Origin of the sequence: Kitasatospora sp. NPDC058492, from assembly GCF_042720685.1 — a bacterium.
Classification (GTDB): Bacteria; Actinomycetota; Actinomycetes; order Streptomycetales; family Streptomycetaceae; genus Kitasatospora.
On the sequence record NZ_JBHXMU010000016.1, the window covers coordinates 82,862 to 95,426 of the forward strand.

The window sequence follows — 12,565 nt, forward strand, 5'->3', positions numbered from 1 at the left end:
GGCCCGAAGGCCCCCCGGCGGCCCGGGGACGGCCCGCGGCGGCCGAGCGCCGAATGGCCCCGCGCCGACGAGCCGCCCGGCCCGGCCGGTCCTACGCTGGAGGAACCCACCCTTCCCGGCCCCCACGCCGGGAGGCGCCCCCACGCCGCCCCGGAGCCCCGCCATGACCGTCACCGACGCCCCGACCGGCCCGACCGCGACCAGAGGGCGCCCGTGGGCCTCCGAGGCACTGCACCGGGCCGATCCGCAGGTGGCCGACCTGCTGGCGGCCGAGGCCGAGCGGCGGGCCGAGACGGTCCAGCTGCTGGCGGGGGAGAACCTGACCTCCCCGGCCGTCCTGGCGGCGCTGAGCGGGCCGCTGATCGACAAGTACGCCGAGGGCTACCCGGGCCGCCGGCACCACACCGGCTGCGCCCTCGCGGACGCCGCCGAGCTGCTGGCGATCGACCGGGCCCGTGAGCTGTTCGCCGCCCCGCACGCCAACGTCCAGCCCCGGTCGGCGACTTCGGCGATGCTGGCGGCGTACGCGGCGCTGCTGCGGCCCGGCGACGGGGTGCTGGCGATGTCGCTGGAGCACGGCGGCCACCTCAGCTGCGGCTCGCGGGCGAACTTCTCCGGCCGCTGGTTCGCCTTCACCGGGTACGGGGTGCGCGAGGCCGACGGCCTGATCGACCTCGACCAGGTGCGCGACCTGGCCCGCGAGCACCGCCCGAAGGCGATCGTGGCGGGCTCGATCTCGCACCCCCGGCACCCGGACTGGGCCGCCTTCCGGGAGATCGCCGACGAGGTGGACGCCTACCTGATCGCCTCGGTCGCCCAGACCGCCGGCCTGGTCGCGGCCGGCGTGGCGCCCTCCCCGGTGCCGTACGCGGACGTCACCGTGGCGGCCACCCACAAGCTGCTGCGCGGCCCGCGCGGGGGCCTGCTGCTGTCCACCGCGGAGCTGGCCGAGCGGATCGACCGGGCGGTGTTCCCGTTCAGCCAGGGCGGGGCGGCGATGAACGAGGTGGCCGGCAAGGCGGTGGCACTGGCCGAGGCGGCGACGCCCGGCTACCGGGCGTACGCGCAGCGGACGGTGGACGGGGCGCGGGTGCTGGCGACAGGGCTCGCGGCGGCCGGGATGCGCCTGCTGACCGGCGGCACCGACACCCACCTGGTGACGGCGGACGTGAGCCCGCTGGGCGTCACCGGCGCGGAGGCCGAGCGGCGCTGCGCCGTGGCCGGACTGCTGCTCGGCAAGTGCGCGCTGCCCTTCGACCCGGCTCCGGCGGCCGAGGCCTCCGGGATCCGGCTGGGCACCGGCACGGTGACCAGCCAGGGGATGGGCGAGGCGGAACTCGCCGAGCTCGCCGGGCTGATCGCTCAGGCGCTCGCCGGGGGCACGGGCGCGCGGGTGGCGAACCGGGTCCGGGAGCTGGCCCTGTCCTTCGCCGACCGACGGTGACGAGAGCCTCGTCGACGGATATTCGGATCTCCTACCCGGGAGAGCGAACCGCGATGCGTGCCTTGAGCGTCCGACTCAATAAGGTGTGGGGCGTGGCGACGCACCTCGAACCCCGGGAACGCAGGGGAGTACCTTCGGTACCTCCCCGTTGGACAGTGACGCAGGAGGCCGGTGGTGCGTGAGTATCTGCTGGTGCTGTTCTGCACCGCCGCCGTCACCTACCTGTTGACCGGCCCGGTCCGGAAGTTCGCCATCGCGGCCGGCGCCATGCCGCCGGTCCGCGCCCGGGACGTGCACCGCGAGCCGACGCCGCGGCTCGGCGGGATCGCCATGTTCGGCGGGCTGTGCGCGGGCATCCTGGTCGCCTCGCAGCTGGACAACCTGAGCAAGGTGTTCTCCCAGGGCACCGACATCCGCGCGCTGCTGTCCGGCGCCGGGATCATGTGGCTGCTCGGGGTGCTCGACGACAAGTGGGGCGTGGACGCGCTGGTGAAGCTCGGCGGCCAGATGATCGCCGCCGGTGTGATGGTCTGGCAGGGCGTCACGGTGATCACCCTCCCGGTGCCCGGTGTCGGCGCGGTCGCGGTGAGCCCCACCCAGGGCATGGTCATCTCGGTCACCCTGGTCGTCGTCATGGTCAACGCGGTGAACTTCATCGACGGCCTGGACGGCCTGGCGGGCGGCATGGTCTGCATCGCCGCGATGGCGTTCTTCCTGTACAGCTACCGGCTCTGGTACGGCTACACGATCACCGACGCGGCGCCCGCGGTGCTGTTCAGCGTGCTGCTGATCGGCATGTGCCTGGGCTTCCTGGCGCACAACATGCACCCCGCGCGAATCTTCATGGGCGACTCCGGCTCGATGATGCTGGGCCTGATGCTGGCCGTGGCCGCGATCTCCATCACCGGCCGCGTCGACCCGGACCTGATCAGCAGCGAGACCGGTTCGCAGACCGCGACCGTGCACGCCCTGGTGCCGATCTACATCCCGCTGCTGCTGCCGCTGACGGTCATCGCGCTGCCGCTGGCGGACCTGCTGCTCGCGGTGGTGCGCCGCACCTGGGCCGGCCAGTCGCCGTTCGCCGCGGACAAGCGCCACCTGCACCACCGGCTGCTCCAGGTCGGGCACTCGCACAGCCGTGCGGTCCTGATCATGTACTTCTGGGCCGCGCTGATCGCCTTCGGCACGGTGGCCTTCTCGGTCACCAACACCGGCCGCACGGTGGTGCTGACGCTCGCCGGGCTCTGCCTGGTCGGCCTGGTGGTGCTGCTGACGCCGCAGTTCCGGCCGCGCGCGCCGAAGGCGGTGCAGGCCTTCGTCCCGCCGCGCTACCGGCGCCGTCCGCCCGCCCCCATGGCCGAACTGTCGGCAAAGGACAAGCAACTTCTCGGTGAAGCCGACCGGGGAGCCTCCGCGCTCGACGACCACGGCCGGACCACCGGCCGCCGCTAGCAAGGCAGTTGATGTTCCGTCGGATGGCCTCACCCGTTCGGCTGTACCGTTGCGCCGTCGGTGTGACAGGTGCCACACATTCATGGTAAAGCTCTCATCAAATAGTTTGTGATACCGTTCACGAGTACCGAGAACACGCCGAAAGACCTGACAGGTGGAGGACTTCCGTCCCTGGTCGGTCTCCCTCGACGGGCCCGCCGCTCCAGCGGGCGGCCCGGGCGGCGGCCTCTCGGTCCGGTGTCACCCACCACCTTCTGTGCCCCGTCCCCCCGTCTCATCGACATGCCGCCGGAGCTGCCGACATGCCGTCCACCGACGCCCGGATCCTCCGAGGCGCCGCGATTCCCACTGCGGCCGCCGGGATCATCGCCATGGCGATCTCGTTCGCCGTCGCCGGCGGGAAGGGGCTGCTCGGCGCCCTCTTCGGCGCGCTGCTGGTGATGGCCTTCTTCAGTTCCGGCCAGGTCGCGCTCGACCGCCTGACCAGGTCGAACCCGCAGATCATGATGGCCGCGGCGCTCCTGGTGTACACCACGCAGATCCTGCTGGTCGGCATCGTCCTGGCCGTCTTCAAGGACACCGGGCTCTTCAACCGGCAGGCCTTCGCCTTCACGCTGCTCGGCTGCGCGCTGATCTGGACGGGGTTCCAGGTGCGTGGCGCGCTGAAGGCCAAGACCTTCTACGTCGACCCCGACGCCTCGGAAAAGAAGGGTGACAAGCCTTCCGACTCGGGGCGTCAACAGTGACGAGGCCCGACTGTCCCCCCAACGAGGGGGGCGGTGTTTATGCCGCACTGACGGACTGCTATCGTCCGTCGCAACAACGGAGTACGGGAAGCGGCCAGGTCTGTCCGAACAGCGGACGGATCGCCCCCCGAATCCGCGCAGTCTTCGATGATCCCGCTGTGGTGCGGCGCACCGGCGCGCGGGATCCGCGAGAAACCCATCAAGTTTCAGTGCCGCTCCGTGGCCGCAGGCCACGCCGACACACCGAGGTTGCCGTAACCATGCGTCACGACGAAGGAGTCCGTGGTGAGTGCTGATCAGCTCACGTTCCTCGCCTCAGGCAGTTGCCACTTCGGGGACGCTGGCTGCGGCTTCCCGGCCCCGGGTCTGAACGAGTTCCAGTTCAAGCCGATCTTCTCGATCGGCAGCATCGAGTTCAACAAGCCGATGCTGCTGTCGGTCATCGTTGCGCTCCTGGTCGTCGTCTTCTTCTGGGCCGCCTTCGCCAAGCCGCGCCTGGTCCCCGGCAAGCTGCAGCTGGTCGGCGAGATCGGCTACGACTTCGTCAAGCGCTCCATCGTGCTGGAGACGATCGGCAAGAAGGGCGAGAAGTACGTCCCGATGCTCGTCTCGATGTTCTTCTTCATCTGGTTGATGAACATCATGTCGATCATCCCGTTCGCACAGTTCCCCGTGACGGCGGCGATCGCGTTCCCGGCCGGCCTCGCGGCGGTCGTGTGGATCACCTACATGACGCTGACCTTCAAGAAGCACGGCTTCGTCGGCGGTCTCAAGAACCTCTGCTGGCCCTCGGGCATCCCCGGCTGGGTCATGTTCATCCTGGTGCCGATCGAGTTCTTCTCGAACATCTTCGTGCGCCCCTTCACGCTCGCGGTCCGAGCCTTCGCGAACATGTTCGCGGGCCACCTGCTGGTCGTGATGTTCTCCGTTGCCTCCTGGTACCTGCTCAGCCCGACCCTGGGTGCGCTCTACGGCTCGGCCTCGTTCGTCGTCGCCGTCGGCCTGACCGCCTTCGAGCTGCTGGTCCAGTTCCTGCAGGCCTACATCTTCGTGATGCTCGCCAGCAGCTACATCGCCGGTGCCCTCGAAGAGGCGCACTGAGCCAGGGGGCCCCGGCCCTCCTGAACCACTCCCGGAACGCCCGGTGGCCAATCACCACCGGTACACCATCCCCGCAAAGGACACACTGCAATGAGCATGCTCGCTGAGGTCGGCGTCTACGGTTCCGTCGCTTCGATCGGTTACGGCCTCGCCGCGATCGGCCCCGGCATCGGTGTCGGTCTCATCTTCGGTAACGGTGTGCAGGCGATGGCCCGCCAGCCCGAGGCTGCCGGCCTGATCCGCTCCAACATGTTCATCGGCTTCGCGCTGACCGAGGCGCTCGCCCTCATCGGCATCGTCATGCCGTTCGTCTTCGGCCAGGGCCCCAAGTAATCCCCGGCGTAGACCCTTCGAGGAAGGTCCAGATATGAGCGTCGTGGCTCAGCTTGCGGAGACGGAGGAGATCATGAATCCTCTCCTGCCCGCGTGGCCCGAGATCATCATCGGCCTGCTCTGCTTCTTCATCGTCTTCGGCCTGCTCGGCAAGAAGCTCCTCCCCAGCATCGAGAAGGTGCTGTCGGAGCGTCGGGACGCCATCGAAGGCGGCATGGAGCGCGCCGAGGCCGCCCAGGCCGAGGCTCAGGCCCTGCTTGAGCAGTACCGCGCCGAGCTCGCCGAGGCGCGTCACGAGGCTGCCCGCATCGTCGAGCAGGCTCGCGAGCAGGGCGCTGCCCAGCTCACCGAGATGCGCGAGGAGGGCCAGCGTCAGCGCGAGGCCATCGTCGCCGCCGGCCACGCGCAGATCGAGGCCGACAAGAAGCAGGCGACCGCCGTCCTGCGCCAGGACGTGGGTTCGCTGGCCTCCCAGCTGGCTTCCCGCATCGTGGGTGAGTCCCTTGAGGACAGCGCTCGGCAGAGCGGCGTGATCGACCGTTTCCTGGACGAGCTGGAGGCCAAGGCCGCCGTTGCTCAGGGTGCGGCCAAGTGATCGGCGCCAGCCGCGAGGCCCTCGCCGCCGGCCGGCAGAACCTGGAGAGCCTGACCGACTCCACCTCGGTGGACGCGGCCAAGCTCGCCGAGGAGCTCACCGCCGTCACGGCCGTGCTGGACCGTGAGGTGTCGCTGCGCCGTGTCCTGACCGACCCGTCCCGGTCGGGTCAGGACAAGGCCCAGCTGGTCTCCTCGCTGCTGACCGGTCAGGTCTCCGGCGAGACCGTCGACCTCGTCTCCGGTCTGGTCCGCTCCCGCTGGTCGGGCTCGCGCGACCTGGTGGACGGGACCGAGGAGCTGGCCGCGTACGCCGAGGTCATCGCGGCGGACAGGGCAGGTGCCCTGGACGACGTCGAGGACGAGCTGTTCCGGTTCAGCCGGGTGGTGAGCGGCTCGCACGAGCTGCGCGCCGCGCTGACCGAGCCGAAGGCCGGCATCGCCCCGAAGGCCGCGCTGATCAACAAGCTGCTCGGCGGCCGCGCCCACGCGGGCACCGTCCGGCTGGTCACGGCCATCGTCAACGCGCCGCGTGGCCGTAGCCTGGAGCAGGGCCTGGAGTCCTACTCGAAGCTCGCCGCCGCGCGCCGCGGCCGCGTGGTGGCCCTGGTCACCACCGCGGTGCCGCTGTCGGACACCCAGAAGGAGCGCCTGTCCGGTGCTCTGGCCCGGATGTACGGCCGCCAGGTCCACCTGAACATCGATGTCGACCCCGAGGTCGTCGGCGGTGTCCGGGTGCAGGTCGGCGACGAGATCATCGACGGCACCGTGTCGAGCCGCCTCGAAGGCGCTCGCCAGTCGCTCGAAGGCTGAGCACCGAAGCAGCAGCACATCCGACCCTCGGTCGGGAAACCGGCTCCCCAAGGAGCCGGCACATCGGACGGCCGGTTCGGCAGACCCGGCCGAGAGTCGAATACTTGCGGCCCTCAATGGCGGGCCGAGGATCGCAAACTAGGAGAGCAGGGAAGCCTGATGGCGGAGCTTACGATCCGTCCGGAGGAGATCCGGGACGCGCTGGCCGACTTTGTCCAGTCGTACCAGCCGGACGCCGCTTCTGTGGAAGAGGTCGGCACGGTCACTGACGCGGCGGACGGCATCGCGCATGTCGAGGGCCTGCCCTCGGTCATGGCGAACGAGCTGCTGAGGTTCGAGGACGGCACGCTCGGCCTCGCGCTGAACCTCGACACCCGCGAGATCGGTGTCGTCATCCTCGGCGAGTTCGGTGGCATCGAAGAGGGCCAGACCGTGCGCCGCACCGGCGAGGTCCTCTCGGTTCCGGTCGGCGACGGCTACCTCGGCCGCGTCGTGGACCCGCTGGGCAACCCGATCGACGGTCTGGGTGACATCGCCTCCACCGGCCGTCGTGCCCTGGAGCTGCAGGCCCCCGGCGTCATGGCCCGCAAGTCGGTCAAGCAGCCGCTGCAGACCGGCATCAAGGCCATCGACTCGATGACCCCGATCGGCCGTGGCCAGCGTCAGCTGATCATCGGTGACCGCCAGACCGGCAAGACCGCGGTGGCCGTCGACACGATCATCAACCAGCGCGACAACTGGCGCTCGGGCGACCCGGAGAAGCAGGTCCGCTGCATCTACGTCGCCGTGGGCCAGAAGGGCTCCACCATCGCGTCCGTCCGCGGCGCCCTGGAGGAGGCCGGCGCGCTGGAGTACACCACCATCGTGGCTGCTCCCGCCTCCGACCCGGCCGGCTTCAAGTACCTCGCCCCGTACACCGGTTCGGCCATCGGCCAGGAGTGGATGTACGACGGCAAGCACGTCCTGATCATCTTCGACGACCTGTCGAAGCAGGCCGAGGCCTACCGCTCCGTGTCGCTGCTGCTGCGCCGTCCGCCGGGCCGCGAGGCCTACCCGGGCGACGTCTTCTACCTGCACTCCCGCCTGCTGGAGCGCTGCGCCAAGCTGAACGACGCCCTGGGCGGCGGCTCGATGACCGGTCTGCCGATCATCGAGACCAAGGCCAACGACGTCTCGGCGTACATCCCGACCAACGTCATCTCCATCACCGACGGCCAGTGCTTCCTGGAGTCCGACCTGTTCAACGCCGGCATCCGCCCGGCCGTGAACGTCGGCATCTCGGTCTCCCGCGTCGGTGGCTCCGCCCAGATCAAGGCCATGCGCTCGGTCGCCGGCCGTCTGCGTCTGGACCTCGCCCAGTACCGCGAGCTGGAGGCCTTCGCCGGCTTCGGTTCCGACCTGGACGCGGCCTCCAAGGCCCAGCTGGCGCGCGGTGCGCGCATGGTCGAGCTGCTGAAGCAGGGCCAGTACCAGCCGTTCCCGGTCGAGGAGCAGGTCGTCTCCATCTGGGCCGGCACCACCGGCAAGCTGGACGACGTCCCGGTCGCCGAGATCCGCCGCTTCGAGCGCGAGTTCCTGGACCACGTGCGCCTCCAGCACAAGGACCTGCTCGCGGGCATCGTCGAGACCGGTCTGCTCGCCGAGGGCACCGTCGACGCGCTGACCACGGCCATCGACGCCTTCAAGCAGGGGTACCAGACCGCCGACGGCAAGCTGCTCTCCGAGCAGGCCTGAGTCCGGTAGCGAGGGAAAGGACGTAACGACCCATGGGAGCACAGCTTCGGGTCTACAAGCGCCGGATCCGCTCTGTCACCGCGACGAAGAAGATCACCAAGGCGATGGAGATGATCTCCGCGGCGCGCATCGGCAAGGCGCAGCGCGCGGTGGCCGCCTCCGCCCCGTACGCCGATGAGCTCACCCGGGCGGTGACGGCGGTGGCCACCCGGTCCAACGCCAAGCACCCGCTCACCACCGAGAACCCGAACGCCACGCGTGCCGCCGTCCTGCTGATCACGGCGGACCGCGGCCTGGCGGGCGGTTACTCGTCCAACGCCATCAAGGCGGCGCTGGCGCTCACCGAGCGCCTGCGCGGCGAGGGCAAGGACGTGGTGACCTACATCGTCGGTCGGAAGGGTCTGTCGTACTACACCTTCCGTGACCTGGCGGTCGGGAACTCGTGGACGGGCTTCTCGGACAAGCCGACCTACGGTGACGCGAAGACGGTCGCGGGCGAGCTGATCGAGGCCTTCACGGCCGAGACCGGCGGCGTGGACGAACTCCACGTGGTCTCGACCGAGTTCGTGTCGATGCTGACGCAGGACGCGGTGGACGCCCGACTGCTGCCGCTGAAGCTGGACGAGGTCCAGCTCAGCGACCAGACGTCGGCCAAGGCCGAGATCTTCCCGCTGTACGACTTCGAGCCGTCGGCGGAGGGCGTCCTCGACGCGCTGCTGCCGCGGTACGTCGAGAGCCGGATCTACAACGCGCTGCTGCAGTCGGCCGCCTCCGAGCACGCCGCCCGCCGCCGCGCGATGAAGAGCGCGACGGACAACGCCGGCGAGCTCATCAAGTCGCTCACGCGGCTTGCCAACTCGGCCCGTCAGGCCGAGATCACCCAGGAAATCAGCGAGATCGTCGGCGGTGCCAACGCCCTCGCCGACGCTAGCCGCGGGAGCGAATGAGAATGACCACCACTGTTGAGCCGACCACGGCGACGGGCCGCGTCGCGCGGGTCATCGGCCCGGTCGTCGACGTGGAGTTCCCCGTCGACGCCATTCCGAACATGTTCAACGCCCTGCACGTCGAGGTGGAGAACCCCGACGGCTCGGGCAAGAAGACCCTGACCCTCGAGGTCGCCCAGCACCTGGGCGACGGCATGGTCCGCGGCATCTCGATGCAGCCGACCGACGGTCTGGTCCGTGGCACCCAGGTCACCGACACCGGTGCCGCCATCTCGGTGCCCGTCGGCCAGATCACCAAGGGCAAGGTCTTCAACGCCCTCGGCGACGTGCTGAACGTGGACCAGAAGGAGTTCAACCAGCAGGTCGAGGTCCGCTGGCCGATCCACCGCAAGGCGCCGGAGTTCAAGGACCTCGAGTCCAAGACCGAGATGTTCGAGACCGGCATCAAGGTCATCGACCTCCTCACCCCGTACGTCCAGGGTGGCAAGATCGGTCTGTTCGGTGGTGCCGGTGTCGGCAAGACCGTTCTGATCCAGGAGATGATCTACCGCGTCGCCGAGAACTTCGGTGGTGTGTCGGTGTTCGCCGGCGTCGGCGAGCGCACCCGTGAGGGCAACGACCTCATCGACGAGATGGTCGACTCGGGCGTTCTGGACAAGACCGCGCTGGTCTTCGGCCAGATGGACGAGCCGCCGGGCACCCGTCTGCGCGTCGCGCTCTCCGCGCTGACCATGGCGGAGTACTTCCGTGACGTCGAGAAGCAGGACGTGCTCCTCTTCATCGACAACATCTTCCGGTTCACCCAGGCCGGTTCCGAGGTGTCGACCCTGCTCGGCCGCATGCCCTCCGCGGTGGGCTACCAGCCGAACCTGGCCGACGAGATGGGCCTCCTCCAGGAGCGCATCACCTCGACCCGCGGTCACTCGATCACCTCGATGCAGGCGATCTACGTCCCCGCGGACGACCTGACCGACCCGGCCCCGGCCACCACCTTCGCCCACCTGGACGCGACGACCGTTCTGTCGCGCCCGATCTCGGAGAAGGGCATCTACCCGGCCGTCGACCCGCTGGACTCCACGTCCCGCATCCTCGACCCGCGGTACATCGCGCAGACCCACTACGACACGGCCCTCCGTATCAAGGGGATCCTGCAGAAGTACAAGGACCTCCAGGACATCATCGCCATCCTCGGCATGGACGAGCTGTCGGAGGAGGACAAGATCACGGTCCACCGGGCCCGTCGCATCGAGCGCTTCCTCTCGCAGAACACCTACGTGGCGAAGCAGTTCACCGGTGTCGAGGGTTCGACCGTGCCGCTGTCGGAGACCATCGAGGCCTTCAACTCGATCGCCGACGGCAAGTACGACTCCGTCCCGGAGCAGGCCTTCTTCATGTGCGGTGGCATCGAGGACCTCGAGAAGAACGCCGCCGAGCTGGCGAAGAAGTAATCGCGGCCGGTAGCAGCTGAGTGACCGTGAGGGGTGGCCCCGAGCCCGGGACCACCCCTCGCGTCGCATCGGCTGTGATTCCGGTCAAATCCGTGCCGCCGGTTTCATGCCGGGGGCGCGCGGCCGTTATTCTTACCGAAACTCCCGAGTAATCGGGGGTTGCATGAGCCTAGGAGCCCACGTTGGCTGAGCTGCACGTCGAGCTGGTCGCAGCCGACCGCAAGGTGTGGTCCGGTGCGGCCACCATCGTCGTCGCCCGTACGGCCTCCGGCGACACCGGCATCATGCCGGGTCACACCCCGGTGCTGAGTGTGCTGGAGACCGGTCCGGTCACCATCCGCACGACGGACGGCGGCACCGTGATCGCCGCGGTGCACGGCGGCTTCATCTCCTTCGCCGACAACAAGCTGTCTCTGCTCGCGGAGATCGCCGAGCTGGCGGACGAGATCGACGTCGCCCGCGCCGAGCGCGCGCTGGAGCAGGCCAAGTCGGGCCTGGACGAGCACGCCGAGCGGCGCGCCGAGGTCCGCCTGTTCGCGGCGCGCGGCCTCAAGGCCCACGTCTGAGTGCGCCGAGACCCCGGTTCAGCGGGGTCGACCGACGGTCCCGGGGACGCGTGAGCGTGACCCCGGGACTGTCGTCGTAGTTGGTAGGTCAACGCGGTCGCTTGATACGACCGATACGGGGAACGCGGGTAGCGAGGAGGTAGGTGAGCATGGTCCTCGCGCTTGTGGTGTGTGCGGCGGTCGTGGCGCTGGGTGTGATCGGCCTGGTGGCGTTCGCGGTACGACGCCGCCTGATCCAGCGGGTCGGCGGCACGTTCGACTGCAGTTACCGACTCAAAATGCCCGCCGACGCCTCGACGCAGCCCGACCTCGACGAGAACGGCAAACCCACCTCGGCCCCGGTCCCCCAGACCGACGGCAAGGGGTGGGTTTTTGGTATCGGCCGCTACAGCGGTGACTCGATCGAGTGGTTCCGGGTCTTCTCGTACGCCCCGCGCCCGCGCAGGGTGCTGCCGCGCCGGGAGATCGAGGTGCTCGGCCGGCGCTACCCGGAGGGCCAGGAGGAGCTCGCCCTGCTCTCCGGCTCGGTGGTGCTGCGCTGCCTGCACAACGGGGAGCCGCTGGAGCTGGCGATGAGCGAGGACGCGCTCACCGGCTTCCTCGCCTGGCTGGAGGCCGCCCCACCCGGGCAGAGGGTCAACGTCGCGTAGCGACGGACCCTCGGGGTGGGGGTACCCCCGGCCGGAGGCTGGGGGAGGTGAACGTCGCGTAGCGACGGACCCTCGGGGTGGGGGCACCCCCGGCCGCCGGGCTGATCCCCGCTCGGGGTTAACGCCGCCTAACCCGTCCGGCTACGCTGGCCGCATGGTGAATCTGACGCGCATCTACACCCGTACCGGCGACGACGGCACCACCGCGCTCGGCGACATGAGCCGGACCACCAAGACCGATCCCCGCCTGGCGGCGTACGCCGACACCAACGAGGCGAACGCGGCGATCGGGGTGGCCGTCGCGGCCGGATCGCTGCCCGAGGACATCGTCACGGTGCTCGTCCGGATCCAGAACGACCTGTTCGACGTCGGCGCGGACCTGTCCACGCCGGTGGTCGAGGACCCGAAGTACCCGCCGCTGCGGGTGCTGCCGTCGTACATCGACCGGCTGGAGGGGGACTGCGACCACTACCTGGAGCAGTTGGAGAAGCTGCGCAGCTTCATCCTGCCCGGCGGTACGCCCGGCGCGGCCTACCTGCACCTGGCCTGCACGGTGGTGCGGCGGGCCGAGCGGGCCACCTGGGCGGCGATCGCGGAGCACGGGGACAGCGTCAACCCGCTGACCGCGAAGTACCTCAACCGGCTCTCCGACCTGCTGTTCATCCTGGCCCGGGCGGCCAACAAGGAGCGCGGCGACGTGCTCTGGGTGCCGGGCGAGAACCGCTAGGGCGAGTCAC

General features: G+C 69.6%; 13 protein-coding genes. All 13 read left to right on the forward strand.

Annotated features, from left to right (window positions below; genetic code table 11):
- The first annotated feature begins 163 nt into the window (after positions 1-163).
- The 13 genes from glyA to ACFWPI_RS13370 all read left to right on the forward strand — a co-directional run bounded on the left by glyA (position 164) and on the right by ACFWPI_RS13370 (position 12,555).
- Positions 164-1,444 (forward strand): serine hydroxymethyltransferase, encoded by a 1,281-nt coding sequence (gene glyA, locus ACFWPI_RS13310; protein WP_063347808.1) that lies wholly within the window; start codon positions 164-166, stop codon positions 1,442-1,444.
- Between the two features lie 174 nt (positions 1,445-1,618).
- A complete protein-coding gene (locus tag ACFWPI_RS13315) occupies positions 1,619-2,896 on the forward strand; it encodes an MraY family glycosyltransferase (RefSeq protein ID WP_063347807.1) in 1,278 nt (425 codons plus the stop codon).
- A 302-nt stretch (positions 2,897-3,198) separates the two neighbouring features.
- Positions 3,199-3,642: a hypothetical protein gene (locus ACFWPI_RS13320; protein WP_063347806.1), complete on the forward strand. Its 444-nt coding sequence runs from the start codon at positions 3,199-3,201 to the stop codon at positions 3,640-3,642.
- Between the two features lie 285 nt (positions 3,643-3,927).
- A complete protein-coding gene (gene atpB / locus ACFWPI_RS13325; RefSeq protein ID WP_063347805.1) occupies positions 3,928-4,743 on the forward strand; it encodes a F0F1 ATP synthase subunit A in 816 nt (271 codons plus the stop codon).
- 90 nt (positions 4,744-4,833) lie between these two features.
- Positions 4,834-5,076, forward strand: coding sequence for an ATP synthase F0 subunit C (atpE, locus tag ACFWPI_RS13330; RefSeq protein ID WP_030302757.1), 243 nt, complete (start codon positions 4,834-4,836; stop codon positions 5,074-5,076).
- Between the two features lie 34 nt (positions 5,077-5,110).
- The gene (locus tag ACFWPI_RS13335; RefSeq protein ID WP_063347804.1) at positions 5,111-5,671 is read left to right on the forward strand and encodes a F0F1 ATP synthase subunit B; all 561 of its coding nucleotides are present in this window, start codon (positions 5,111-5,113) and stop codon (positions 5,669-5,671) included.
- Positions 5,668-6,483, forward strand: coding sequence for a F0F1 ATP synthase subunit delta (locus tag ACFWPI_RS13340; RefSeq protein ID WP_063347803.1), 816 nt, complete (start codon positions 5,668-5,670; stop codon positions 6,481-6,483). The genes ACFWPI_RS13335 and ACFWPI_RS13340 overlap by 4 nt, the downstream gene beginning before the upstream one ends.
- 159 nt (positions 6,484-6,642) lie before the next feature.
- Positions 6,643-8,217, forward strand: coding sequence for a F0F1 ATP synthase subunit alpha (gene atpA / locus ACFWPI_RS13345; RefSeq protein ID WP_063347802.1), 1,575 nt, complete (start codon positions 6,643-6,645; stop codon positions 8,215-8,217).
- Positions 8,218-8,249: 32 nt separating this feature from the next.
- Positions 8,250-9,164, forward strand: a complete 915-nt coding sequence (locus tag ACFWPI_RS13350; RefSeq protein WP_063347801.1) for a F0F1 ATP synthase subunit gamma — start codon at positions 8,250-8,252, stop codon at positions 9,162-9,164.
- Positions 9,165-9,166: 2 nt separating this feature from the next.
- Positions 9,167-10,612 (forward strand): F0F1 ATP synthase subunit beta, encoded by a 1,446-nt coding sequence (gene atpD, locus ACFWPI_RS13355; protein WP_380372645.1) that lies wholly within the window; start codon positions 9,167-9,169, stop codon positions 10,610-10,612.
- Positions 10,613-10,794: 182 nt separating this feature from the next.
- Positions 10,795-11,178: a F0F1 ATP synthase subunit epsilon gene (locus ACFWPI_RS13360; RefSeq protein ID WP_063347799.1), complete on the forward strand. Its 384-nt coding sequence runs from the start codon at positions 10,795-10,797 to the stop codon at positions 11,176-11,178.
- A 149-nt stretch (positions 11,179-11,327) separates the two neighbouring features.
- A complete protein-coding gene (locus tag ACFWPI_RS13365; RefSeq protein ID WP_063347798.1) occupies positions 11,328-11,828 on the forward strand; it encodes a DUF2550 domain-containing protein in 501 nt (166 codons plus the stop codon).
- A gap of 154 nt (positions 11,829-11,982) precedes the next feature.
- Positions 11,983-12,555 carry a cob(I)yrinic acid a,c-diamide adenosyltransferase gene (locus tag ACFWPI_RS13370; RefSeq protein WP_063347797.1) on the forward strand — a complete coding sequence of 191 codons (573 nt, stop codon included), beginning with the start codon at positions 11,983-11,985 and terminating at the stop codon, positions 12,553-12,555.
- Positions 12,556-12,565 lie beyond the last annotated feature (10 nt).

Excerpts from the sequence above, each read along its gene's own strand:
- glyA (WP_063347808.1), top strand. The coding sequence starts at position 164 with ATGACCGTCACCGACGCCCCGACCGGCCCGACCGCGACCAGAGGGCGC.
- ACFWPI_RS13320 (WP_063347806.1), top strand. The coding sequence starts at position 3,199 with ATGCCGTCCACCGACGCCCGGATCCTCCGAGGCGCCGCGATTCCCACT.
- atpE (WP_030302757.1), top strand. The coding sequence starts at position 4,834 with ATGAGCATGCTCGCTGAGGTCGGCGTCTACGGTTCCGTCGCTTCGATC.
- ACFWPI_RS13335 (WP_063347804.1), top strand. The coding sequence starts at position 5,111 with ATGAGCGTCGTGGCTCAGCTTGCGGAGACGGAGGAGATCATGAATCCT.
- atpA (WP_063347802.1), top strand. The coding sequence starts at position 6,643 with ATGGCGGAGCTTACGATCCGTCCGGAGGAGATCCGGGACGCGCTGGCC.
- ACFWPI_RS13350 (WP_063347801.1), top strand. The coding sequence starts at position 8,250 with ATGGGAGCACAGCTTCGGGTCTACAAGCGCCGGATCCGCTCTGTCACC.
- atpD (WP_380372645.1), top strand. The coding sequence starts at position 9,167 with ATGACCACCACTGTTGAGCCGACCACGGCGACGGGCCGCGTCGCGCGG.
- ACFWPI_RS13365 (WP_063347798.1), top strand. The coding sequence starts at position 11,328 with ATGGTCCTCGCGCTTGTGGTGTGTGCGGCGGTCGTGGCGCTGGGTGTG.
- ACFWPI_RS13370 (WP_063347797.1), top strand. The coding sequence starts at position 11,983 with ATGGTGAATCTGACGCGCATCTACACCCGTACCGGCGACGACGGCACC.